We start from the raw sequence: 22,528 nt of genomic DNA on the forward strand, positions 1-22,528 counted from the left end.
AGAATCACGCCCTTTGAAGCCTGTATTGATACCGACCATGCAAGATCCAGCCACTCAGCGCGTTATCGTCGGCATGTCCGGCGGCGTCGACTCCTCCGTCTCGGCCCTGCTGTTGCTCGAACAGGGCTACCAGGTCGAAGGCCTGTTCATGAAGAACTGGGACGAAGACGACGGCACCGAATATTGCACCGCCATGGACGACCTGGCAGATGCCCAGGCCGTGTGCGAGCGCATCGGCATCAAGCTGCACACCGCCAACTTCGCAGCCGAGTACTGGGACAACGTGTTCGAGCATTTCCTGGCCGAGTACAAGGCCGGGCGCACGCCGAACCCTGACATACTGTGCAACCGGGAAATCAAGTTCAAGGCGTTCCTGGACTACGCCCTGATGCTTGGCGCAGACCTGATCGCCACCGGCCATTACGTGCGCCGCCGCGATCTCGAAGGGCGCAGCGAGCTGCTCAAGGGGCTCGACCCCAACAAGGACCAGAGCTACTTCCTGCACGCCGTGGGTGGCGAACAGATCGCCAAGACCCTGTTCCCGGTCGGTGAGCTGGAAAAGCCCCAGGTGCGTGCGATTGCCGAGAGGCACCAGCTGGCCACCGCCAAGAAAAAGGACTCGACCGGCATCTGCTTCATCGGTGAGCGGCGCTTCAGCGATTTCCTCAAGCAGTACCTGCCGGCCCAGCCGGGGGATATCGAAACCACCGATGGCGAGAGCATCGGCCGCCATCATGGCCTGATGTACCACACCATCGGTCAACGCCAGGGGCTGGGCATCGGCGGCCTCAAGGACGCCAGTGACGAGCCCTGGTACGTGTTGCACAAGGACCTGACGCGCAACGTGCTCATCGTCGGCCAGGGCAACGAGCACCCCTGGCTGTTCTCGCGCGCGCTGCATGCCTCGCAGATCTACTGGGTAAACCCGGTCGAGTTGGAGGCGCCACGCCAGCTGACCGCCAAGGTGCGCTACCGCCAGGCCGACCAGACCTGCACGCTGGAGCGCAGCGGAGTTGGCTACCGCGCGATCTTTGATCAACCACAGCGCGCAGTCACGCCCGGCCAATCCGTGGTGTTCTACGATGGCGATATCTGTCTTGGCGGTGGCGTGATCGAAAGCGCCGAGCCCTGGAGCGAGGGTGCACCGCGATGAGTCCGATTCAAGAGCAACTGATTGCCCTGGGTGCGGTGTTCCAGGCCGCGGTGATGGTCGACAAGATTGCCAAAACCGGGCAAGCCGCCGAAAGCGAAGTGACGTGCCTGATCCGCAGCCTTTTGGTGCGCGACGCCGTGAGCACACTGGATGTTTTCGGCGGCGACGATCTCAATCTGCGTGAAGGTTATCGCGCTCTGGTCAGTGCGCTGGAGCGCGACCCCGCCAGCCTGCAGCGCGAACCGCTGCGCTATGCCCTCGCCCTGCTGGGTCTGGAACGACAGCTCGACAAGCGTGGTGACCTGCTGCAACTGATGGGCAGCCGCCTCGATCAGATCCAGAGCCAGGCCGAGCATTTCGGCATTGGTCACGAGAACGTGATTTCCTCGTGCGGTGCGCTTTACCAGGACACCATCAGCACCTTCAAGCAGCGCATTCAGGTGCAGGGGGACAGCCGCTTCCTGCAGCAGCCCGCCAACGCATCGAAGATCCGTGCGCTGCTGCTTGCCGGTATCCGTTCCGGCCGTTTGTGGCGTCAGTTGGGCGGGCATCGCTGGCAACTGGTGTTCAGCCGCCGCAAGCTGCTGAAAGAGCTCTATCCGATGCTGCGCAGCTGAGCGCCCGGAGCAACATCGACGGGTAATGCCTGATCCGTTATTCGTCGCCTGTTGCTGCCGGGGCAACGGGTTCAGTATGTGGAAAATGCGACATCCTGTTAGTCATGCGCAGAGGTTTTTCTGACCTTTGGTCGCGGGGCGCGTAGGGAGGAACTGGCCGTGCACCTAGTTCTTGCGAGGGCCTCGCCTCCCTGGTGCCAGGCGAGTGGCCGGGGCTGGGCTGCAGCCAATTGACTCAGCTTTTATAGAGCAGGGAGTTGTCGGCGAACAGGCAGCTTTTACCGGCCCGTTTGGCAAGATAAAGCTGCTGGTCTGCATGGATCAGGGTCTCCGAAGCGGTGAAATCCACGCCCATGCGCGCCAGTCCGGCACTGAAGGAAAACGCCAAGGCGGCCCGATGCGTACCCTCGAACAGGCATTTCAGGGCGTCCACTACCTCATGCCGGGTACAGCCATTGAACACGATGCCGAACTCTTCGCCGCCCAGGCGCCCGTAGTGGTTGAGTTGGCAGCAGCAGCGGAACTGTTCGGCCAGGCTCTTGAGTACCTCATCGCCGCGATCATGGCCAAACTCGTCATTTATGCGCTTGAAATTGTCGATGTCCAACATGACGAACCAGGCGCCCCGCGGGTCGGGTTGCGCACAGGCCCGTTGCAGCTCGCTTAGCAGGACCCGACGATTGGCGATGCCGGTCAAGGAATCGGTCTCTGCCTGTATCCGGTAATGCTCCTTGAGTTGCAGCACATTGGTCAGCAAGCGCATGAAGGTGAAGTTGATGGCGGCGCCCCCGCAGATCACCCCGGAAACCAACAGGTAATACAGCGGCATCATGTCTGGCGCAATCAGGATAGGCACCATGCCGTAGCACAGCACCAGCCAACTGAAAGCGACCACCATCAGATAATCCAGCAGCCGCGCAAGCAGGATCGCCGTACCAAAATTAATAATCAGCGCCACCAGCAGCGCCCAGATGGCGCCACGCTCGCCAATGGCTTCTATCTGCAGCCGGAACGCGATGATGTCGAAAAAATAGAATGCAATCAGCGCCAGCCGCCAGGTTGCAAAACCTCGGGCCCAGAGAGTCCCCGCGCAACAGGCCACCATGCCGGTCAGCATGAGCAGCTCCGGCCAGGGCAGCGCGCTGTCATAGCCAGGATTCAAGAACGCGCCGCCCAGCCAGGTGACGATGACGAGCACCTCAATCCCCAGGTTGGGCAGTTTCAAAAAACGCCAGATTTGGTCCAGAGGCATTTCATTTGCGAAAGTCAATCTCTGCATGGTCATCCTTGGTGGAGGGCGGGCTGCACCTACTGCTTTTGCTAGCGGCTCGTCACGCCGAACGCTTTAGCGTTTGAAGTGACGAGCGTTCTCCACAACCTCAGTATGCCATTAAAGCGCCAGCTTTGCGGCGATGGCTACGTTGCCGCACTGGTTGCCTGAGGTGCATCGGGCCGGTTGTCTGCGCGTGCTCATTGAGTCGTTATGCAGCTCCGCGCAGTGGTTCCGGGCTGTGATGAGCTCTCAGGCATTAATCAAGTGGTGCTCCTACGCTGTCAGCCCTGCGCGTGCCCGACGGTTCTCTTGCACCACAGCGTTGCCCGTGGCGTGTTGGTTTTTGCGCCGAGTTGGGGCTCACGACCTTATCGCTATGCAGCCGGCAGACCGGAGCACGCTGCGCCCCTGTAGCCGCAGTCGAGACGGTTTTGAATGCTCTGCTGGGTAAATCGCTAAAGCGAGTGCACCTGAGTATCGATGGCTTGCGACCGGTAAAACATAAAATACCCTTATGAACCAATTCCTTATAAAAAAAATGCCAATTCGTGTATGATATGCCCCCTTTTCAACGCCCGATTGTCCGAGAACGCCTCCCATGCAGCTTTCCTCGCTCACCGCGGTTTCGCCCGTAGATGGCCGCTATGCCGGCAAAACCAGCGCCCTGCGCCCGATTTTCAGTGAATACGGCCTGATCCGTTTCCGCGTCCAGGTCGAAGTCCGCTGGCTGCAGCGTCTTGCCGCCCATGAAGGTGTCAGCGAAGTGGCGCCCTTCTCTGCCGAAGCCAATGCCCTGCTCAACGAGCTGGCGGAAAATTTCGCCGTCGAGCACGCCGAGCGCGTCAAGGAAATCGAGCGCACCACCAACCACGACGTCAAGGCCGTGGAGTACTTGCTCAAGGAGCAGGCCGCCAAGTTGCCGGAGTTGGACGCGGTCAGCGAATTCATTCATTTCGCCTGCACCAGCGAGGACATCAACAACCTGTCCCACGCCCTGATGCTGCGCGAAGGCCGTGACACTGTACTGCTGCCGCTGATGCGCCAGGTCGCCACCGCCATCCGCGAGCTGTCGGTGAAGTTCGCTGACGTGCCGATGCTGTCGCGCACCCATGGCCAGCCGGCCTCGCCCACTACCCTGGGCAAAGAGCTGGCCAACGTCGTTTACCGCCTCGAGCGGCAGATCGTACAGATCGCCGCCGTGCCGCTGCTGGGCAAGATCAATGGCGCGGTGGGCAACTACAACGCTCACCTGTCCGCGTACCCGCAAATCGACTGGGAAGCCAATGCCCGCCAGTTCATCGAAGGCGACCTGGGCCTGCAGTGGAACCCCTATACCACGCAGATCGAACCCCACGATTACATTGCCGAGCTGTTTGACGCCATTGCCCGATTCAACACCATCCTCATCGACTTCGATCGCGATGTCTGGGGCTACATCTCCCTGGGCTACTTCAAGCAGAAGACCGTGGCAGGCGAGATCGGCTCGTCGACCATGCCGCACAAGGTCAACCCGATCGACTTCGAAAACTCCGAAGGCAACCTGGGTATCGCCAACGCGCTGTTCCAACACCTGGCCAGCAAGCTGCCGATTTCCCGCTGGCAGCGCGACCTGACCGACTCCACCGTGCTGCGTAACCTCGGTGTCGGCTTCGCTCACAGCGTGATTGCTTACGAGGCGAGCCTCAAAGGAATCAGTAAGTTGGAGCTCAATGCTCAACGAATTTCTGAAGACCTGAATGCCTGCTGGGAAGTGCTCGCCGAGCCGATCCAGACCGTCATGCGGCGCTACGCCATCGAGAACCCCTACGAGAAGCTCAAGGAGCTGACGCGTGGCAAGGGCATCACCCCTGAAGCGCTGCTGGCCTTCATCGAAGGGCTGGATATGCCGCAGCACGCCAAGGAAGAGCTGAAGCAGCTCACGCCGGCCAACTACATCGGCAATGCGGTGGCTCAGGCCAAACGCATCTAAGCTCGATTCAGTCTCAAGGACGCCCGGCTGAAGCCGGGCGTTTCTTTTTATACGGCTATATAAATATCAAGGACTTACAGATGAATCCTGATGCTCCTCTTCAGCTGCTGGGTGGCCTGAGCGCACGCGAGTTCCTGCGTGATTACTGGCAGAAGAAGCCCTTGCTGGTGCGCCAGGCGATCCCGGGCTTCGAGAGCCCGATCACCCCGGACGAGCTGGCCGGCCTTGCCCTCGAGGAAGAGGTCGAGTCGCGCCTGGTGCTCGAACACGGTGAAACGCCCTGGGAAGTGCGCCGCGGGCCATTTGCCGAAGACGCTTTTTCGCAGCTGCCCGAACGCGAATGGTCGTTGTTGGTACAGGCCGTCGACCAGTTCGTGCCGGAAGTGGCCGAGCTGCTGGAGCAATTCAAGTTTCTGCCCAAGTGGCGCATTGATGACGTGATGGTCAGCTTTGCCGCACCGGGCGGCGGTGTTGGCCCGCATTACGACAACTACGACGTATTTCTCCTGCAGGGTCATGGCCGGCGCCGCTGGCAGATTGGCCAGATGTGCGACGCGCAAAGCCCCCTGCTGCCGGATCTGGACATGAAGATCCTGGCTCAATTCGATCAAACTGAAGAATGGGTGCTCGAGCCCGGCGACATGCTTTACCTGCCGCCGCTCCTGGCCCACTGTGGCACCGCCGAGGACGACTGCATGACTTATTCCGTGGGTTTCCGCGCCCCTAGCGCCGCTGAAGTACTGACCCATTTCACCGATTTTCTTGGCCAGTTCCTGCCCGACGAAACGCGCTACAGCGACGCCGGCACCGCCCCCGTCAGCGACCCGACAGAAATCCAGCGCGATGCCCTGGACCGCCTGAAAGCACTGCTGGCCGAGCACATGAGCGATGAGCGCTTGCTGATGACCTGGTTCGGCCAGTTCATGACCGAGCCACGTTACCCGGAGCTGATTGCTGGCCTTGAAATCGACGAGGACGGTTTCCTTGACCAGCTGGAAGACGGCGCGGTGATGATCCGCAACCCCAGCGCGCGCATGGCCTGGTCCGAAGTGGGCGAAGACCTGGTGTTGTTCGCCAGCGGCCAGAGCCGCATGGTATCCACCGGCTTGCGTGAGCTATTGAAAATGGTCTGCTCGGCGGACGCCCTGCACCTGGAGAACCTCGGCCCCTGGCTGGCCAATGACGAAGCGCGGATCCTGCTGCTCGAACTCGCCAAGCAAGGGAGCCTGGAGTTCGCCGATGAATGAGCTGCACGTACGCATTGCCGACTGGCACAAGGATTATGATGAACTGCGACGCATCCGCGAGACGGTATTCGTCGCCGAACAGGCAGTGCCGCCTGAACTGGAATGGGACGCCGAAGACAGCGATGCCGTGCATTTCCTCGCCTGCGAAGGCGACTATCCGATCGGTACGGCCCGCCTGCTGGCCGACGGGCAGATCGGCCGGGTATCGGTGCTCAAGGACTGGCGCGGCCTGAAAGTCGGCGAAGCGCTGTTGCAGGCGGTCATCGCCGAGGCGCAGAAACGCGGGTTGAATCAGCAAATGCTCAGCGCCCAGGTGCAGGCAACGCCGTTCTATGAAAAGCTGGGCTTCACTGTAGTGAGTGACGAATACCTGGAAGCAGGCATTCCCCACGTCGACATGGTGCGCAGCAGCTGATGACCAGCTGTGGCCTGCGCCAGTGCCACAGAGGTCAGCATGAACGATGAACACACGCCCGGCGACGGTGAGCTCGAGTTGATCGAGTTGATCGAGTTCGAATCGCCTGGCCGGTTTACCCTGCACAACCCCGCGAGCGAATTGCCGGAGCCTGCCAGCTGGGAGCCGGCGCCATTCGTGCTGGGCGTTGAGCAGGAACTGCAACGCTTCGACCTGCCCGAACACGCGCGTGCCCACGCCCTTGCGCTGATGCAACAGGCGCGCCGCACCCTGTGCCTGTACAGTCCCGATCTCGAGCCCTGGCTCTACCACCACAGCAGCATTCAGCAGGCCTGTACGCGCCTGCTGCTGGACCACCGTAACAGCCGCCTGCGCATTCTGGTGCGCGACAGCAGCCGTGCGGTTCGTGATGGCCATCGGCTGCTCACCCTGTCACGCAAGCTGCCCAGCCAGGTGCAGATCCGCCGCTGTCATCCCGACTACCCGGCCCTCGAAGACGCGTTCCTGCTGGCGGATGATCAGGGCATGCTGGTACGTCCGCAGTCGCAGCGTTTCGCCGGCTATGCGAAATACCGCGACCCAGGGCGCGTGCGGCAGTTGCAGCGCCTGTTCGAGCAAACCTGGGACACCAGTATCACCGACCCCGATCTGCGGAATTTCCTCCTATGAAATCTTTGAAACGGCATTTATTCAGCGCGGCACTGCTGGCTTTCAGTCTGTCTGCGGTGGCGGCGACCGAGGTCATCCCGCTCAATTATCGTACCGCCGGCGACTTGCTGCCTGTCGTGCAGTCGGCGCTGGGCAATGAGGGGCGCGTCAGCGCCTACGGAAATCAGCTCATCGTCAACGCGCCAGCGGCCAAAATCGAGGAGATCCGTGCCCTGCTCGCCCAGCTCGACACCCAGCCAAGGCGTCTGCTGATCAGTGTCGATACCAGCGAGTCGAGCTACCGCGATGACCGCGGCTACGGCGTCGATGGCAGCATCAGTACCGGCAGCGCCCGTGTGGAGATCGGCCGTGGCGAGGTGGACGGCCGTGACCAGGCGCGCATCATTCGCCGCAGCACGGACAGTCGGGGTGGCGGCACGCAGCAGGTGCAGACCAGCGAGGGATACCCGGCGCTGATCCAGGTCGGCCAGAGCGTGCCCGTCACCACCAGCAGCCGCGACCGCTACGGCCAGGTGTACAACAACACCGAGTACCGCAATGTCACCCAGGGGTTCTACGTCACCGCGAGCCTGGCAGGCGACGTCGTGCACCTGGACATCAGCAGCAACCGCGACCGCCTCAACCAGGCGCAACCCGGGGTCATCGACATCCAGCAGGCCGACACCCGGGTCAGTGGCCGGGTCGGTGAATGGATCAGCATCGGCGGCAGCAGCGAGCAGAGCCAGGCTGACCGCAACGGAGTATTGCGGCGCTACTCGACCGAGGGACGTGCCGACATGAGCATGCGCGTGAAAGTTGACGTGATCGACTGAAAGCCCCGTGAAACGTGACTGTACGGTCGATCTAAGACTTATGTAGTAGATCAAAAAAAACACTACAAAAACGATTGACGAACATTTTCGCCGGTCGCATGATGGCCTCGCTCCCGCTAATCAGGGGCTCCGGAAGCGGAGTCTCCGGGTCGCTTCCCCGCTTACCGCAGGGATCGATTCGTGTTGTTAAGCCCACAAGGCAGTTCGACGAGATGGCGACTGGAACGAGGTTGTCCTGAGGGACGGGGAAGCGTTTCACGTATCGATCAGCACAGTGCAGCGGGCGTCCACGGGCCCATATTCACCTTTCTCGCCTACCCGGCGGGCGTGCCTGGCGATGCGTTTCGTCCACCCGGCCCAAGTGCCCTCCTTCCAGTCTCTTTTCGACGTCTGCGGTGAGCTCACCCCGAGCCCTGCGCCTGGACTGTGCGCAACGTTCGACGCTCGACCAAACTCACACGTGAAGGATTGACCATGTCAGCTTACGAAAACGACATTAAAGCCGTTGCCGCCCTGAAAGAAGCCGCTGGCAGCAGCTGGAGCGCCATCAACCCGGAATCCGTGGCTCGCATGCGCGCCCAGAATCGCTTCAAGACCGGGCTGGACATCGCCAAGTACACGGCCGCCATCATGCGCAAGGACATGGCCGAGTACGACGCCGATTCTTCCGTCTATACCCAGTCGCTCGGTTGCTGGCACGGCTTCATCGGCCAGCAGAAGCTGATTTCCATCAAGAAGCATCTGAAGACCACCAACAAGCGCTACCTCTACCTGTCCGGCTGGATGATCGCTGCACTGCGTTCCGATTTCGGGCCGCTGCCAGACCAGTCCATGCACGAGAAGACCGCGGTCGCCGCACTGATAGAAGAGCTTTACACCTTCTTGCGCCAGGCCGATGCCCGTGAGCTGGATCTGCTTTTCAATGCGCTGGACGCTGCACGCGATGCTGGTGACAAAGCCAAGCAGGCCGACCTCCAGGCGCAGATTGATAATTTCGAAACCCATGTGGTACCGATTATCGCCGATATCGATGCTGGCTTCGGCAACCCCGAGGCTACCTATCTGCTGGCCAAGAAGATGATCGAGGCAGGCGCCTGCTGCATCCAGATCGAGAATCAGGTGTCCGACGAGAAACAGTGCGGCCACCAGGACGGCAAGGTCACGGTTCCGCACAGCGATTTCCTGGCCAAGATCAATGCCGTGCGTTATGCCTTCCTGGAGCTTGGCGTCGACGATGGCGTGATCGTCGCGCGAACCGACTCCCTGGGCGCCGGGCTGACCAAGCAGATCGCCGTGACCAACGAGCCGGGCGACCTCGGCGACCAGTACAACTCGTTCCTCGATTGCGAAGAGATCAGCGCGTCGCAATTGAAGAACGGCGATGTGGTGATAAACCGCGAAGGCAAGCTGCTGCGTCCCAAGCGTTTGCCGTCCAACCTCTTCCAGTTCCGCAAGGGCACCGGCGAAGACCGCTGCGTGCTGGACAGCATCACCTCGCTGCAGAACGGCGCCGACATGATCTGGATCGAAACCGAGAAGCCGCACGTCGGGCAGATCAAGGCCATGGTCGACCGGGTACGTGAGGTCGTGCCGAACGCCAAGCTGGTCTACAACAACAGTCCTTCGTTCAACTGGACGCTGAGTTTCCGCCAACAGGTATTCGACGCATTCGCTGCCGAAGGCAAGGATGTGTCCGGCTACGACCGCGCCAAGCTGATGAGCGCCGAGTACGACGAAACCGAACTGGCCCAGGTAGCCGATGAGAAGATCCGCACCTTCCAGCGCGATGGCTCGGCAAATGCCGGCATCTTCCACCACCTGATCACCTTGCCGACCTACCACACAGCTGCTTTGTCCACCGACAACCTGGCCAAGGGTTACTTCGCCGACCAAGGCATGCTCGCCTACGTCAAAGGCGTGCAGCGCCAGGAAATCCGCCAGGGCATCGCCTGCGTCAAGCACCAGAACATGGCCGGCTCGGATATCGGCGACAACCACAAGGAATATTTTGCCGGCGAAGCGGCCCTGAAAGCCGGCGGCAAGGACAACACGATGAACCAGTTCCACTGAGAGCTGGCGACAATTTAAACCTCGGCCCCGACAGCGATGTCGGGGCTTTTTTATGCTTGTAACTATCAGAAGAAAAAATTCAATAATCAGCACTGAGAAAGTGCGTCATCAATGGACAGTTAAGCGACAGGTCATCGCGAAAAAGAATTAATTCTCAAACGTTATTTATTCCCATTTAAGGCTCAGGCAGTTGCTACTGTACGTCGCGATTGGCCGACGCAGCATCCAATGCGTTAGCTAGGTCACTGATTTAAAAGGGCTCGCCCTGATCTTCCAAGAATCGCTAAAAGGCCGGGAATTAATTTTTCTATACCGAAAAATTTACTTACACCCAATACAGGCATAACATTGTGCAAATAGATCGCGAGGCAACCTGGGTTGTCTGGCCATAACTTAATAGTGTGCGTTAAGCCGTTCCTTGCCTGAGGAGTCTCGGCATGTTGGAAGCAAGCAGTACCCTCTCCCACAATTGGGCGTTGGCCGTTTTTCTGCTCGGGGTCGTTGGCCTCTGTGCATTCATGCTGGGTGTCTCCAGCCTGCTTGGCAGCAAGGCATGGGGCCGCAGCAAGAACGAGCCGTTCGAATCGGGCATGCTTCCCACCGGCAGTGCGCGTCTGCGCCTGTCTGCAAAATTCTATCTGGTCGCGATGCTGTTCGTGATCTTCGACGTCGAAGCCCTCTTTCTCTTCGCCTGGGCCGTCTCTGTTCGCGAAAGCGGCTGGGCCGGCTTTATCGAAGCAGCCATTTTCATAAACATTCTGTTGGCAGGTCTTGTCTACCTTTGGCGTATCGGTGCGCTTGATTGGGCACCCGAGGGCCGTAAGGCTCGGCAGGCGAAGCTGAAACAATGAGGCTTTGGCGATGCAATACAAACTCACTCGGATCGATCCGGACGCTCCCAACGAGCAGTACCCGATCGGCGATCGGGAGGTCGTTTCCGATCAGCGTCTAGAAGATGAAGTGCACAAGAACATCTACATGGGGAAACTCTCGGATGTTCTCAGTGGTGCGGTGAACTGGGGTCGCAAGAACTCCCTGTGGCCGTACAACTTCGGGCTGTCGTGCTGCTACGTGGAGATGACCACGGCCTTCACGGCGCCTCACGACGTTGCGCGCTTCGGTGCCGAAGTCATTCGGGCATCCCCACGCCAGGCTGACTTCATGGTCATCGCCGGCACCTGCTTCATCAAGATGGCCCCCGTCATCCAGCGTCTCTACGAGCAGATGCTCGAACCCAAGTGGGTCATTTCCATGGGCGCGTGCGCCAATTCCGGCGGCATGTACGACATCTATTCGGTCGTTCAGGGTGTCGACAAGTTTCTTCCGGTCGACGTCTACATTCCCGGTTGCCCGCCGCGCCCCGAGGCTTTCCTGCAAGGGCTGATGCTGCTGCAGGAGTCCATCGGTCAGGAGCGCCGTCCGCTGTCCTGGGTCGTTGGCGATCAGGGCGTTTATCGCGCCGAGATGCCTTCGCAGAAAGAGCAGCGCCGCGCGCAGCGCATTGCGGTTACCAACCTGCGTTCCCCTGACGACGTCTGAGTCCCGCTTTCAAGCAAGGCCGGATTCACTCTCACCGTTGACCGATAGCGATCGAGACCATGACTGCAGACACCACCGTGTCCATTGCGCCCTACAAGGCGGACGACCAAGACGTCGTCGTTGAGCTTCAATCCCGTTTTGGCGCCGACAGCTTCACGCTGCAGGCCACCCGCACCGGCATGCCGGTCATCTGGGTCGGCCGCGACAAGCTCGTCGACGTGCTGCGTTTCCTGCGTCAGGCAACGCGCCCCTACGTCATGCTGTATGACCTGCACGGTGTCGATGAGCGGCTGCGCACCCAGCGCCGCGGCCTGCCGGACGCCGATTTCACCGTGTTCTATCACCTCATGTCGCTGGAACGTAACAGCGACGTGATGATCAAGGTGGCCCTGCGTGAGGGCGACCTCAACCTGCCATCGGTGACCGGCATCTGGCCGAACGCCAACTGGTACGAGCGCGAAGTGTGGGACCTCTACGGTATCCATTTCACCGGTCACCCGCACCTGACCCGCATCATGATGCCGCCTACCTGGGAAGGTCACCCGCTGCGCAAGGACTACCCGGCGCGCGCCACCGAATTCGACCCGTTCAGCCTGACCCTTGCCAAGCAGCAGCTCGAGGAAGAAGCCGCGCGCTTCAACCCCGAAGACTGGGGCATGAAGCGCCAGAGCGAGAACGAGGACTACATGTTCCTCAACCTCGGCCCCAACCACCCTTCTGCCCACGGCGCGTTCCGCATCATCCTGCAACTCGACGGCGAAGAGATCGTCGACTGCGTGCCAGAGATCGGTTACCACCACCGCGGCGCCGAGAAGATGGCCGAGCGGCAGAGCTGGCATAGCTTCATTCCCTACACCGACCGTATCGACTACCTCGGCGGGGTGATGAACAACCTGCCGTATGTGCTCTCGGTCGAGAAGCTGGCCGGCATCAAGGTGCCGCAGAAGGTCGACACCATCCGCATCATGATGGCCGAGTTCTTCCGCATCACCAGCCACCTGCTGTTCCTGGGCACCTATATCCAGGACGTTGGCGCCATGACGCCGGTGTTCTTCACCTTCACCGACCGCCAGCGTGCCTACAAGGTGATCGAAGCCATCACCGGTTTCCGCCTGCATCCGGCCTGGTACCGCATCGGCGGGGTCGCCCATGACCTGCCGCGTGGCTGGGACAAGCTGGTCAAGGAGTTCGTCGACTGGCTGCCCAAACGTCTGGATGAGTACGAGAAGGCTGCGCTGCGCAACAGCATCCTCAAGGCGCGGACCATCGGTGTCGCCCAGTACAACACCCAGGAAGCGCTGGAGTGGGGTACCACCGGTGCCGGCCTGCGTGCCACCGGCTGCGATTTCGACCTGCGCAAGGCTCGTCCTTATTCAGGCTACGAGAACTTCGAGTTCGAAGTGCCACTGGCCGTGAATGGCGATGCCTATGACCGCTGCATGGTGCGCGTCGAGGAGATGCGTCAGAGCATCAAAATCATCGATCAATGCATGCGCAACATGCCGGAAGGCCCGTACAAGGCGGATCACCCGCTGACCACGCCGCCGCCGAAAGAGCGCACGCTGCAGCACATCGAAACCCTGATCACCCACTTCCTGCAGGTTTCCTGGGGGCCGGTGATGCCGGCCAACGAAAGCTTCCAGATGATCGAAGCGACCAAGGGCATCAACAGCTACTACCTGACCAGCGACGGCAGCACCATGAGCTACCGCACGCGCATCCGCACGCCGAGTTTCCCGCACCTGCAGCAGATCCCTTCGGTGATCCGCGGCAGCATGGTCGCTGACCTGATCGCGTACCTGGGCAGTATCGACTTCGTTATGGCCGACGTGGACCGCTGAGGATATCTCATGAGCAATGCAGCCCTGATTCAGACAGACCGTTTCGCCCTCAGCGACACCGAACGCTCGGCCATCGAGCACGAGATGCACCACTACGAAGACCCGCGCGCGGCCAGCATCGAAGCGCTGAAAATCGTACAGAAGCAGCGCGGCTGGGTGCCGGACGGCGCCGCCGACGCCATCGGCGCGATCCTCGGTATCCCGGCCAGCGACGTGGAAGGTGTCGCCACCTTCTATAGCCAGATTTTCCGCCAGCCCGTCGGCCGCCACATCATCCGCGTATGCGACAGCATGACCTGCTTCATCGGTGGCCATGAAAACGTGCTCGGCAGCATCAAGTCCGAGCTCGGCATCGAGCCCGGGCAAACCACCGCTGACGGTCGCTTCACCCTGTTGCCGGTGTGTTGCCTGGGCAACTGCGACAAGGCGCCGGCGATGATGATCGACGACGAGACCTTCGGTGACGTGCAACCCGAAGGCGTGGCGCAACTGCTGGAGAATTTCCAATGATCAGCCGCAGCTCGAACCTGCTGACCTCCTTCGGCCCGGCCAATCGCATCGCCCGAAACGAGGAGACTCATCCCCTGACCTGGCGCCTGCGTGACGACGCCCAGCCGGTGTGGCTCGATGAATACCAGCAGAAGAACGGCTACGCCGCAGCGCGCAAGGCCCTGGCGGAAATGGCCCAGGCCGACATCGTGCAGACCGTCAAGGACTCTGGCCTCAAGGGCCGCGGCGGTGCGGGCTTCCCCACCGGCGTGAAGTGGGGCCTGATGCCCAACGACGAATCCCTGAACATCCGCTACCTGCTTTGCAACGCGGACGAGATGGAGCCCAACACCTGGAAAGACCGCATGCTGATGGAGCAGCTGCCGCACCTGTTGGTGGAAGGCATGCTGATCAGCGCGCGGGCTCTCAAGGCCTACCGCGGCTATATCTTCCTGCGTGGTGAATACGTCGACGCGGCTGCCAATCTCAATCGTGCCATCGATGAGGCCAAGGCCGCCGGCTTGCTGGGCAAGAACATCCTGGGCAGCGGCTTCGATTTCGAGCTTTTCGTGCACACCGGTGCCGGGCGTTACATCTGCGGTGAAGAAACCGCGCTGATCAACTCCCTGGAAGGCCGTCGCGCCAATCCGCGCGCCAAACCGCCCTTCCCGGCCGCCGTGGGCGTGTGGGGCAAACCGACCTGTGTGAACAACGTCGAGACCTTGTGCAACGTACCGTCGATCATCGGCAACGGCGTCGACTGGTACAAATCCCTGGCCCGTGAGGGCAGCGAAGACCACGGCACCAAACTGATGGGTTTCTCCGGCAAGGTGAAGAACCCCGGTATCTGGGAGCTGCCCTTCGGCATCAGCGCCCGCGAGCTGTTCGAAGACTACGCCGGTGGCATGCGCGACGGGTACACGCTCAAGGCTTGGCAGCCCGGCGGCGCCGGCACCGGCTTCCTGCTTCCCGAGCATCTGGAGGCGTCCATGTACGCTGCCGGCATCGCCAAGGTCGGCACCCGCATGGGCACCGGCCTGGCGCTGGCCATCGACAACACCGTGAACATGGTGTCGCTGCTGCGCAACATGGAAGAGTTCTTCGCGCGCGAATCCTGTGGCTGGTGTACGCCGTGCCGTGATGGCCTGCCGTGGAGCGTGAAGATTCTGCGCGCCCTGGAACGCAAGCAAGGCACCCGCGAGGACATCGACACCCTGCTTGGCCTGGTCAATTTCCTTGGCCCCGGCAAGACCTTCTGCGCTCACGCGCCAGGTGCCGTGGAGCCTTTGGGCAGTGCGATCAAGTATTTCCGCGAAGAGTTCGACGCCGGCGTGATCGCCGATGCGATCACGCCGCCAGTGGCGGCCCACGCGGTATGAACCTGATGGCCGGACATGTGGGCGCGCTGCGCCGTCCGGCCCGGGTAACGACAAAAGAATTCCCTTAGCCCGTCCACCTTCGGGTGGGCAAACGAAGACTGAAGAAAAATGGCCACTATCCACGTAGACGGCAAAGATCTTGAAGTCGATGGTGCAGACAACCTGCTGCAGGCCTGTCTGTCCCTCGGACTCGATATCCCCTACTTCTGCTGGCACCCGGCGCTTGGCAGCGTCGGCGCCTGCCGCCAGTGTGCGGTGAAGCAGTACACCGATGAAAACGACAAGCGCGGCCGCCTGGTCATGTCGTGCATGACGCCAGCCACCGACAACAGCTGGATTTCCATCGACGACGAAGAGGCCGTGGCCTTTCGCAAGAGCGTGGTCGAATGGCTGATGACCAACCACCCGCACGACTGTCCGGTCTGCGAGGAAGGCGGCCATTGCCACCTGCAGGACATGACGGTGATGACCGGCCACAACGCCCGGCGTTATCGCTTCACCAAGCGCACGCACCAGAACCAGGAACTCGGCCCGTTCATCGCCCACGAGATGAACCGCTGCATCGCCTGCTATCGCTGCGTGCGCTATTACAAGGACTACGCCGGCGGTACCGACCTGGGCGTCTACGGCGCGCATGACAACGTGTACTTCGGCCGCGTCGAAGACGGCACCCTGGAGAGCGAGTTCTCCGGCAACCTGGTCGAGGTCTGCCCGACCGGCGTGTTCACCGACAAGACCCACTCCGAACGCTACAACCGCAAGTGGGACATGCAGTTCGCGCCGAGCATCTGCCATGGCTGCTCCAGCGGTTGCAACACCAGCCCGGGCGAACGCTATGGGGAGATCCGCCGCATCGAGAACCGCTTCAACGGCTCGGTGAACCAGTACTTCCTGTGCGACCGGGGTCGTTTCGGCTACGGCTACGTCAACCGTGAAGACCGCCCGCGTCAGCCGATGATGATGCTCAGCAAGATGAAGATGGGCCTGGACTCGGCACTCGACCAGGCCGCCGCCCTGCTGAAAAACCGCAAGGTAATCGGCATCGGTTCGCCGCGTGCCAGCCTGGAAGGCAACTTCGCCCTGCGCGAACTGGTCGGTGAGGCCAACTTTTATTCCGGCATCACGGCCGGCGAGCAGGCCAACATCCGCCTGATCCGCGACATCCTGCAGAACGGCCCGCTGCCGGTACCGACCCTGCGCGACATCGAGAACCACGATGCGGTATTCGTGCTCGGTGAAGACCTGACCCAGACCGCGGCGCGTGTCGCCCTGGCACTGCGCCAATCGGTCAAAGGCAAGGCCACCGAAATCGCTGCCGGCGCGAAGATCCAGGACTGGCACATGGCGGCCGTGCAGAACGTCGCCCAGAACGCGCTCAATCCGCTGTTCATCGCCAGCGTCACCGCCACGCGCCTCGACGACATCGCCGAGCAGTGCGTGCATGCCGCGCCGGATGATCTGGCCCGCATCGGCTTCGCCGTGGCCCACGCCATCGACCCGAGCGCGCCTGCGGTCGACGGTCTGGATGGCGAAGCCGCCGAGTTGGTACAGCGCATCGCCACAGCCCTGCTCGACGCCAAACGGCCATTGATCGTCTCCGGTGCTTCGCTGGGCAACCGCGCCCTGATCGAAGCCGCCGCGAATATCGCCAGCGCCCTGAAAAACCGTGAGAAAAATGGCTCGATCAGCCTGGTGGTGCCGGAAGCCAACAGCATGGGCCTGGCCCTGCTGATGGCTGAACGCTTCGCCGGCAACAGCCTGGATGATGCGCTCGAGGCTTTGATCTCGGGCCAGGTCGATGCCGTGGTGGTACTGGAGAACGACCTCTATCACCGCGCCGATGCCGCGCGGGTGGACGCCGCGTTGAAGGCCGCCAAAGTGGTGATCGTCGCCGACCATCAGAGCACAGCGACCACCGCCAAGGCGCATTTGCTGCTGCCAGCGGCCAGCTTCGCCGAGGGCGATGGCACCCTGGTCAGCCAGGAAGGCCGCGCCCAGCGTTTCTTCCAGGTGTACGACCCGTCCTATTACGACGCCAACATTCTGGTGCGTGAAGGCTGGCGCTGGCTGCACGCGCTGCACAGCACGCTGCACAACCGCAATGTCGACTGGACCCAGCTGGATCAGGTCACCGCCGCATGCGCCGAAAGCAATCCCCAATTGGCCGGCATCCGCGATGCCGCGCCGGGCGCGTCGTTCCGCATCAAGGGCATGAAGCTTGCCCGCGAACCGCATCGCTACAGTGGCCGTACCTCCATGCGCGCCAACATCAGTGTGCATGAGCCGCGTCAGCCGCAGGACAAGGACTCGGCCTTCGCCTTCTCGATGGAAGGCTATTCGGGCAGCAAGGAAGACCGTCAGCAGATTCCTTTCGCCTGGTCGCCAGGCTGGAACTCGCCGCAGGCCTGGAACAAGTTCCAGGACGAAGTCGGTGGTCATCTGCGCGCTGGCGATCCGGGCGTACGCCTGATCGAAGCCAGAGGCGCAAGCCTTGGCTGGTTCAGCGCCCCGGGCGCGTTCAACCCGGCTCACGGCACCTGGCAGGCAGTGCCGCTGCATCACCTGTTCGGCAGCGAGGAAATGTCGTCGCGCGCCGCACCGATCGCCGAACGCACGCCTGAAGCGTACGTGGCGCTGGCCAGGGACGAAGCCGATCGCCTCGGCGTCAACGATGGCACGCTGGTGCAACTGAACGTCAACGGCCAGGTGCTGCGTCTGCCGCTGCGTGTCAGCGAAGAGCTGGGCATCGGCCTGGTCGGCCTGCCGTCTGGGCTGACGGGCATTCCGGCTGGCATCGCCGGTGCGTCGGTGACCGGCATCGGGGAGGCCTTGCAATGAGCTGGCTGACTCCCGGGTTGCTCGACATCATTCAGGAAGTGCTCAAGGCCATTGTCATCCTGCTCGCCGTGGTGGTCTGCGGCGCGCTGCTGAGCTTCGTCGAGCGCCGCCTGCTCGGCTGGTGGCAAGACCGTTACGGCCCGAACCGCGTTGGCCCGTTCGGCATGTTCCAGATCGCTGCCGACATGATCAAGATGTTCTTCAAGGAAGACTGGACGCCGCCGTTCGCCGACAAGGTGATCTTCACCCTGGCTCCGGTCATCGGCATGGGCGCCATGCTGGTCGCCTTCGCGATCATCCCGATCACCCCCAACTGGGGCGTGGCGGACCTGAACATCGGCATCCTGTTCTTCTTCGCCATGGCCGGTCTGTCGGTATACGCCGTGCTCTTCGCCGGCTGGTCGAGCAACAACAAGTTCGCCCTGCTCGGCGCGCTGCGCGCCTCGGCCCAGACCGTTTCCTACGAAGTGTTCCTGGCCCTGGCGTTGATGGGCATCGTTGCTCAGGTCGGCTCGTTCAACATGCGTGAGATCGTCGACTACCAGGCCGAAAACCTGTGGTTCATCATTCCGCAGTTTTTCGGCTTCTGTACCTTCTTCATCGCTGGCGTCGCGGTAACCCACCGTCACCCTTTCGACCAGCCCGAAGCGGAGCAGGAGCTGGCCGACGGCTACCACATCGAGTATGCCGGCATGAAATGGGGCATGTTCTTCGTCGGTGAGTACATTGGCATCGTGACCATTTCCGCCCTGCTGGTAACGCTGTTTTTCGGCGGCTGGCACGGCCCGTTCGGCATCCTGCCGCAGATCCCGTTCTTCTGGTTCGCGATCAAGACCTGCTTCTTCATCATGATCTTCATCCTGCTGCGCGCGTCCATTCCGCGCCCGCGGTATGACCAGGTCATGGCCTTCAGCTGGAAGTTCTGTCTGCCGCTGACCCTGATCAACCTGCTGGTGACCGGCGCCGTCGTGCTGGCCACGGCCCAGTAAGGAGAATCGTAAAATGTTCAAATACATATGGGATGTGCTGGTCGGTACCGGTACCCAGTTGCGCAGCCTGGCCATGGTCTTCAGCCATGGTTTTCGCAAGCGCGACACCCTGCAATACCCGGAAGAGCAGGTTTACCTGCCGCCGCGCTATCGCGGTCGCATCGTGCTGACCCGCGACCCTGACGGCGAAGAACGCTGTGTGGCCTGCAACCTGTGCGCCGTGGCCTGCCCGGTGGGCTGCATCTCGCTGCAAAAGGCGGAAACCGAAGACGGCCGCTGGTACCCGGATTTCTTCCGTATCAACTTCTCGCGCTGCATCTTTTGCGGCCTGTGTGAAGAAGCCTGCCCGACCACCGCGATCCAGCTCACCCCGGATTTCGAGATGGGCGAGTTCAAACGTCAGGATCTGGTGTACGAGAAGGAAGACCTGCTTATTTCCGGCCCAGGCAAGAACCCGGACTACAACTTCTACCGCGTGGCCGGCATGGCCATTGCCGGCAAGCCGAAAGGCGCTGCGCAGGACGAAGCCGAGCCGATCAACGTCAAAGGGTTGTTGCCATAATGGAATTTGCCTTCTATTTCTCAGCGGGGGTCGCCGTGGCCTCCACCGTTGGGGTGATCACCAGCAAGAATCCGGTGCACGCCCTGCTCTACCTGATCATCTCGCTGCTGGCCGTGTCCATGGTGTTCTTCAGCCTTGGCGCGCCGTTCGCCGGCGCCCTGGAAATCATCGTCTACGCGGGCGCCATCATGGTGCTGTTCGTGTTCGTGGTGATGATGCTCAACCTCGGCCCGGCCTCGGTCGAACAGGAACGCACCTGGCTGACGCCGGGCATCTGGATCGGCCCGGCGGCGCTGTCCGCGATCCTGCTCGGGCAGCTCTTGTACGTGCTGTTCGCCGTACCGAGCGGCGCCACCATTGGCCATACCACGGTCGATGCCAAAGCCGTCGGCATTCACCTGTTCGGCCCCTACCTGCTCGCCGTTGAGCTGGCTTCCATGCTGCTGCTCGCCGCGCTGGTCGCCGCCTATCACCTTGGCCGCAACGACATCAAGGACGCTACGCCATGAACGGTATTCCAATGGAGCACGGCCTGGCGCTGGCCGGCGTGCTGTTCAGTCTTGGCCTGGTCGGCCTGATGGTGCGGCGCAACATCCTGTTCGTGCTGATGAGCCTGGAAGTGATGATGAACGCAGCCGCCCTGGCCTTCGTCGTTGCGGGTGCGCGCTGGGGCCAGGCTGATGGGCAGATCATGTTCATCCTGATCATCGCCCTGGCCGCCGCCGAAGCGAGCATCGGCCTGGCGATCCTGCTGCAGCTGTACCGCCGCTTTCACACCCTCGATATCGACGCAGCCAGCGAGATGCGCGGATGAATCTTCTATTCCTGACCCTAGTATTCCCCCTGATTGGCTGGTTCATCCTGGCCTTTTCCCGCGGGCGTCTCTCGGAAACCGTCGCGGCGATCATCGGCGTCGGCTCGGTCGGCCTCTCGGCGCTGACCACGGCCTGGATCATGTGGCAGTTCAACACCGCGCCGCCCGCCGGCGGTGTGTACACCCAGACCCTCTGGCAGTGGATGAGCGTCGAGGGCCTGACGCCAAGCTTCACCCTGTACCTCGATGGCCTGTCGTTGACCATGCTCGGTGTGGTCACCGGCGTGGGCTTCCTGATCCATATGTTCGCCAGCTGGTACATGCGCGGCGAAGAGGGCTATTCGCGGTTCCTGTCCTATACCAACCTGTTCATCTTCAGCATGCTGTTGCTGGTACTCGGCGACAACCTGATGACCCTGTTCTTCGGCTGGGAAGGCGTTGGGCTGTGCTCGTACCTGCTGATCGGCTTCTACTACAAACACGTGCCCAACGGTAACGCGGCGCTGAAGGCCTTCATCGTCACGCGCATCGGCGACGTGTTCCTGATGATTGGCCTGTTCCTGCTGTTCCTCAACCTCGGCACCCTGAACATTCAGGAGCTGATGGTACTGGCCCCACAGAAATACGCAGCCGGTGATACCTGGCTGTGGCTGGCGACCCTGATGCTGCTCGGCGGCGCGGTGGGCAAGTCTGCCCAGCTGCCCCTGCAGACCTGGCTCGCCGATGCGATGGCCGGCCCAACCCCGGTTTCTGCGCTGATCCACGCGGCGACCATGGTCACCGCCGGCGTGTACCTGATCGCCCGTACCAACGGCCTGTTCCTGCTGACCCCGGAGATTCTCGAGCTGGTCGGTATCGTTGGCGGCGTGACCCTGGTGCTGGCAGGCTTTGCGGCCCTGGTGCAAACCGACATCAAGCGCATCCTTGCCTACTCGACCATGAGCCAGATCGGCTACATGTTTCTGGCCCTGGGCGTGGGTGCCTGGGACGCGGCGATCTTCCACCTGATGACCCACGCCTTCTTCAAGGCGCTGCTGTTCCTCGCCTCCGGCTCGGTGATCCATGCCTGCCACCATGAGCAGAACATCTTCAAGATGGGCGGCCTGTGGAAGAAGCTGCCTCTGGCCTACGCCAGCTTCATCGTCGGCGGCTCGGCGTTGGCGGCGCTGCCGCTGATCACCGTGGGTTTCTATTCGAAAGACGAAATCCTCTGGGAAGCCTTCGCCAGCGGCAACTCCGGCCTGCTTTACGCCGGCCTGCTGGGCGCCTTCATGACCTCGATCTACACCTTCCGGCTGATCTTCATCGCCTTCCATGGCGAGCAGAAAACCGAGGCCCATGCCGGCCATGGCATCGCCCACAACCTGCCGCTGCTGGTGCTGATCGTGCTGTCGACGTTCATCGGCGCCTGGATCACCCCGCCGCTGGCCGGCGTGTTGCCGCAAAGTGCCGGGCATGCCGGTGGTGAGGCCAAGCACAGCCTGGAAATCGTCTCGGGCTGCATCGCCCTGGCCGGCATCCTGCTGGCCGCGATGCTGTTCCTTGGCAAGCGCAGCTTTACGACTGCGGTCGCCAGCAGCGCGCCGGGTCGTTTCCTGTCGGCCTGGTGGTTCGCGGCCTGGGGCTTCGACTGGCTCTATGACAAGATTTTCGTGCAGCCCTACCTGTTCCTTTGCCGGGTGCTCGCCCGTGACCCCATCGATGGTGCCATAGGCATCATCCCGCGCCTGGCGCGCGGCGGTCATGGCGTGTTGAGCCGCAGCGAGACCGGACATCTGCGCTGGTACGCCATCTCCATCGCCGGGGGCGCCGTGCTGGTGCTTGCCGCCGTGCTGGTGGCCTGACCGATGAT

The 22,528-nt window shown here is 61.8% G+C and carries 20 protein-coding genes; 19 read left to right on the forward strand and 1 reads right to left on the reverse strand.

The window, feature by feature from the left end; translation table 11 throughout:
- Positions 1-37 precede the first annotated feature (37 nt).
- Both mnmA and hflD read left to right on the forward strand, forming a co-directional pair.
- Positions 38-1,153 (forward strand): tRNA 2-thiouridine(34) synthase MnmA, encoded by a 1,116-nt coding sequence (gene mnmA / locus ACZ0AV_RS02190; protein WP_499149526.1) that lies wholly within the window; start codon positions 38-40, stop codon positions 1,151-1,153.
- Positions 1,150-1,770 (forward strand): high frequency lysogenization protein HflD, encoded by a 621-nt coding sequence (hflD, locus tag ACZ0AV_RS02195; protein WP_499149527.1) that lies wholly within the window; start codon positions 1,150-1,152, stop codon positions 1,768-1,770. The genes mnmA and hflD overlap by 4 nt, the downstream gene beginning before the upstream one ends.
- Before the next feature lie 235 nt (positions 1,771-2,005).
- On the opposite strand, the gene ACZ0AV_RS02200 is transcribed toward hflD, so the two are convergent.
- A complete protein-coding gene (locus ACZ0AV_RS02200) occupies positions 2,006-3,049 on the reverse strand; it encodes a GGDEF domain-containing protein (protein WP_499149528.1) in 1,044 nt (347 codons plus the stop codon).
- Between the two features lie 592 nt (positions 3,050-3,641).
- On the opposite strand from ACZ0AV_RS02200, the gene purB reads away from it, so the two are divergent.
- The 17 genes from purB (at position 3,642) to nuoL (ending at position 22,520) form a co-directional block, all read left to right on the forward strand.
- Positions 3,642-5,012, forward strand: a complete 1,371-nt coding sequence (purB, locus tag ACZ0AV_RS02205) for an adenylosuccinate lyase (RefSeq protein ID WP_499149529.1) — start codon at positions 3,642-3,644, stop codon at positions 5,010-5,012.
- A gap of 80 nt (positions 5,013-5,092) precedes the next feature.
- On the forward strand, positions 5,093-6,259 hold the full coding sequence (locus tag ACZ0AV_RS02210) for a ribosomal protein uL16 3-hydroxylase (RefSeq protein WP_499149530.1): 1,167 nt from the start codon (positions 5,093-5,095) through the stop codon (positions 6,257-6,259).
- On the forward strand, positions 6,252-6,674 hold the full coding sequence (locus ACZ0AV_RS02215; RefSeq protein ID WP_499149531.1) for a GNAT family N-acetyltransferase: 423 nt from the start codon (positions 6,252-6,254) through the stop codon (positions 6,672-6,674). The genes ACZ0AV_RS02210 and ACZ0AV_RS02215 overlap by 8 nt, the downstream gene beginning before the upstream one ends.
- Before the next feature lie 39 nt (positions 6,675-6,713).
- Entirely contained in the window at positions 6,714-7,343 is a 630-nt protein-coding gene (locus tag ACZ0AV_RS02220) for a DUF7931 domain-containing protein (RefSeq protein WP_499149532.1), read from the forward strand.
- Positions 7,340-8,155, forward strand: a complete 816-nt coding sequence (locus ACZ0AV_RS02225) for a secretin N-terminal domain-containing protein (RefSeq protein ID WP_499149533.1) — start codon at positions 7,340-7,342, stop codon at positions 8,153-8,155. The genes ACZ0AV_RS02220 and ACZ0AV_RS02225 overlap by 4 nt, the downstream gene beginning before the upstream one ends.
- Positions 8,156-8,629: 474 nt before the next feature.
- Positions 8,630-10,225, forward strand: a complete 1,596-nt coding sequence (locus ACZ0AV_RS02230; RefSeq protein WP_499149534.1) for an isocitrate lyase — start codon at positions 8,630-8,632, stop codon at positions 10,223-10,225.
- Between the two features lie 437 nt (positions 10,226-10,662).
- Positions 10,663-11,076, forward strand: a complete 414-nt coding sequence (locus tag ACZ0AV_RS02235; protein ID WP_499149535.1) for an NADH-quinone oxidoreductase subunit A — start codon at positions 10,663-10,665, stop codon at positions 11,074-11,076.
- Between the two features lie 10 nt (positions 11,077-11,086).
- Positions 11,087-11,764, forward strand: a complete 678-nt coding sequence (locus tag ACZ0AV_RS02240; RefSeq protein ID WP_499149536.1) for a NuoB/complex I 20 kDa subunit family protein — start codon at positions 11,087-11,089, stop codon at positions 11,762-11,764.
- Between the two features lie 59 nt (positions 11,765-11,823).
- On the forward strand, positions 11,824-13,605 hold the full coding sequence (nuoC, locus tag ACZ0AV_RS02245) for an NADH-quinone oxidoreductase subunit C/D (protein ID WP_499149537.1): 1,782 nt from the start codon (positions 11,824-11,826) through the stop codon (positions 13,603-13,605).
- Positions 13,606-13,614: 9 nt separating this feature from the next.
- A complete protein-coding gene (gene nuoE / locus ACZ0AV_RS02250; protein ID WP_499149538.1) occupies positions 13,615-14,115 on the forward strand; it encodes an NADH-quinone oxidoreductase subunit NuoE in 501 nt (166 codons plus the stop codon).
- Positions 14,112-15,473, forward strand: coding sequence for an NADH-quinone oxidoreductase subunit NuoF (nuoF, locus tag ACZ0AV_RS02255; RefSeq protein ID WP_499149539.1), 1,362 nt, complete (start codon positions 14,112-14,114; stop codon positions 15,471-15,473). Before nuoE ends, nuoF begins: the two co-directional genes overlap by 4 nt.
- Before the next feature lie 108 nt (positions 15,474-15,581).
- Positions 15,582-18,311, forward strand: a complete 2,730-nt coding sequence (nuoG, locus tag ACZ0AV_RS02260) for an NADH-quinone oxidoreductase subunit NuoG (RefSeq protein WP_499149540.1) — start codon at positions 15,582-15,584, stop codon at positions 18,309-18,311.
- A complete protein-coding gene (gene nuoH, locus ACZ0AV_RS02265) occupies positions 18,308-19,300 on the forward strand; it encodes an NADH-quinone oxidoreductase subunit NuoH (protein WP_499149541.1) in 993 nt (330 codons plus the stop codon). Before nuoG ends, nuoH begins: the two co-directional genes overlap by 4 nt.
- 13 nt (positions 19,301-19,313) lie before the next feature.
- Positions 19,314-19,862, forward strand: a complete 549-nt coding sequence (gene nuoI, locus ACZ0AV_RS02270; protein ID WP_308841101.1) for an NADH-quinone oxidoreductase subunit NuoI — start codon at positions 19,314-19,316, stop codon at positions 19,860-19,862.
- A complete protein-coding gene (nuoJ, locus tag ACZ0AV_RS02275) occupies positions 19,862-20,371 on the forward strand; it encodes an NADH-quinone oxidoreductase subunit J (RefSeq protein ID WP_499149542.1) in 510 nt (169 codons plus the stop codon). The genes nuoI and nuoJ overlap by 1 nt, the downstream gene beginning before the upstream one ends.
- Complete coding sequence (gene nuoK / locus ACZ0AV_RS02280; protein WP_070883764.1) at positions 20,368-20,676, forward strand: NADH-quinone oxidoreductase subunit NuoK; 309 nt, start codon at positions 20,368-20,370, stop codon at positions 20,674-20,676. Before nuoJ ends, nuoK begins: the two co-directional genes overlap by 4 nt.
- On the forward strand, positions 20,673-22,520 hold the full coding sequence (gene nuoL, locus ACZ0AV_RS02285; protein ID WP_499149543.1) for an NADH-quinone oxidoreductase subunit L: 1,848 nt from the start codon (positions 20,673-20,675) through the stop codon (positions 22,518-22,520). The genes nuoK and nuoL overlap by 4 nt, the downstream gene beginning before the upstream one ends.
- Positions 22,521-22,528: the final 8 nt, after the last annotated feature.

This window comes from Pseudomonas sp. AC532, from assembly GCF_979258965.1.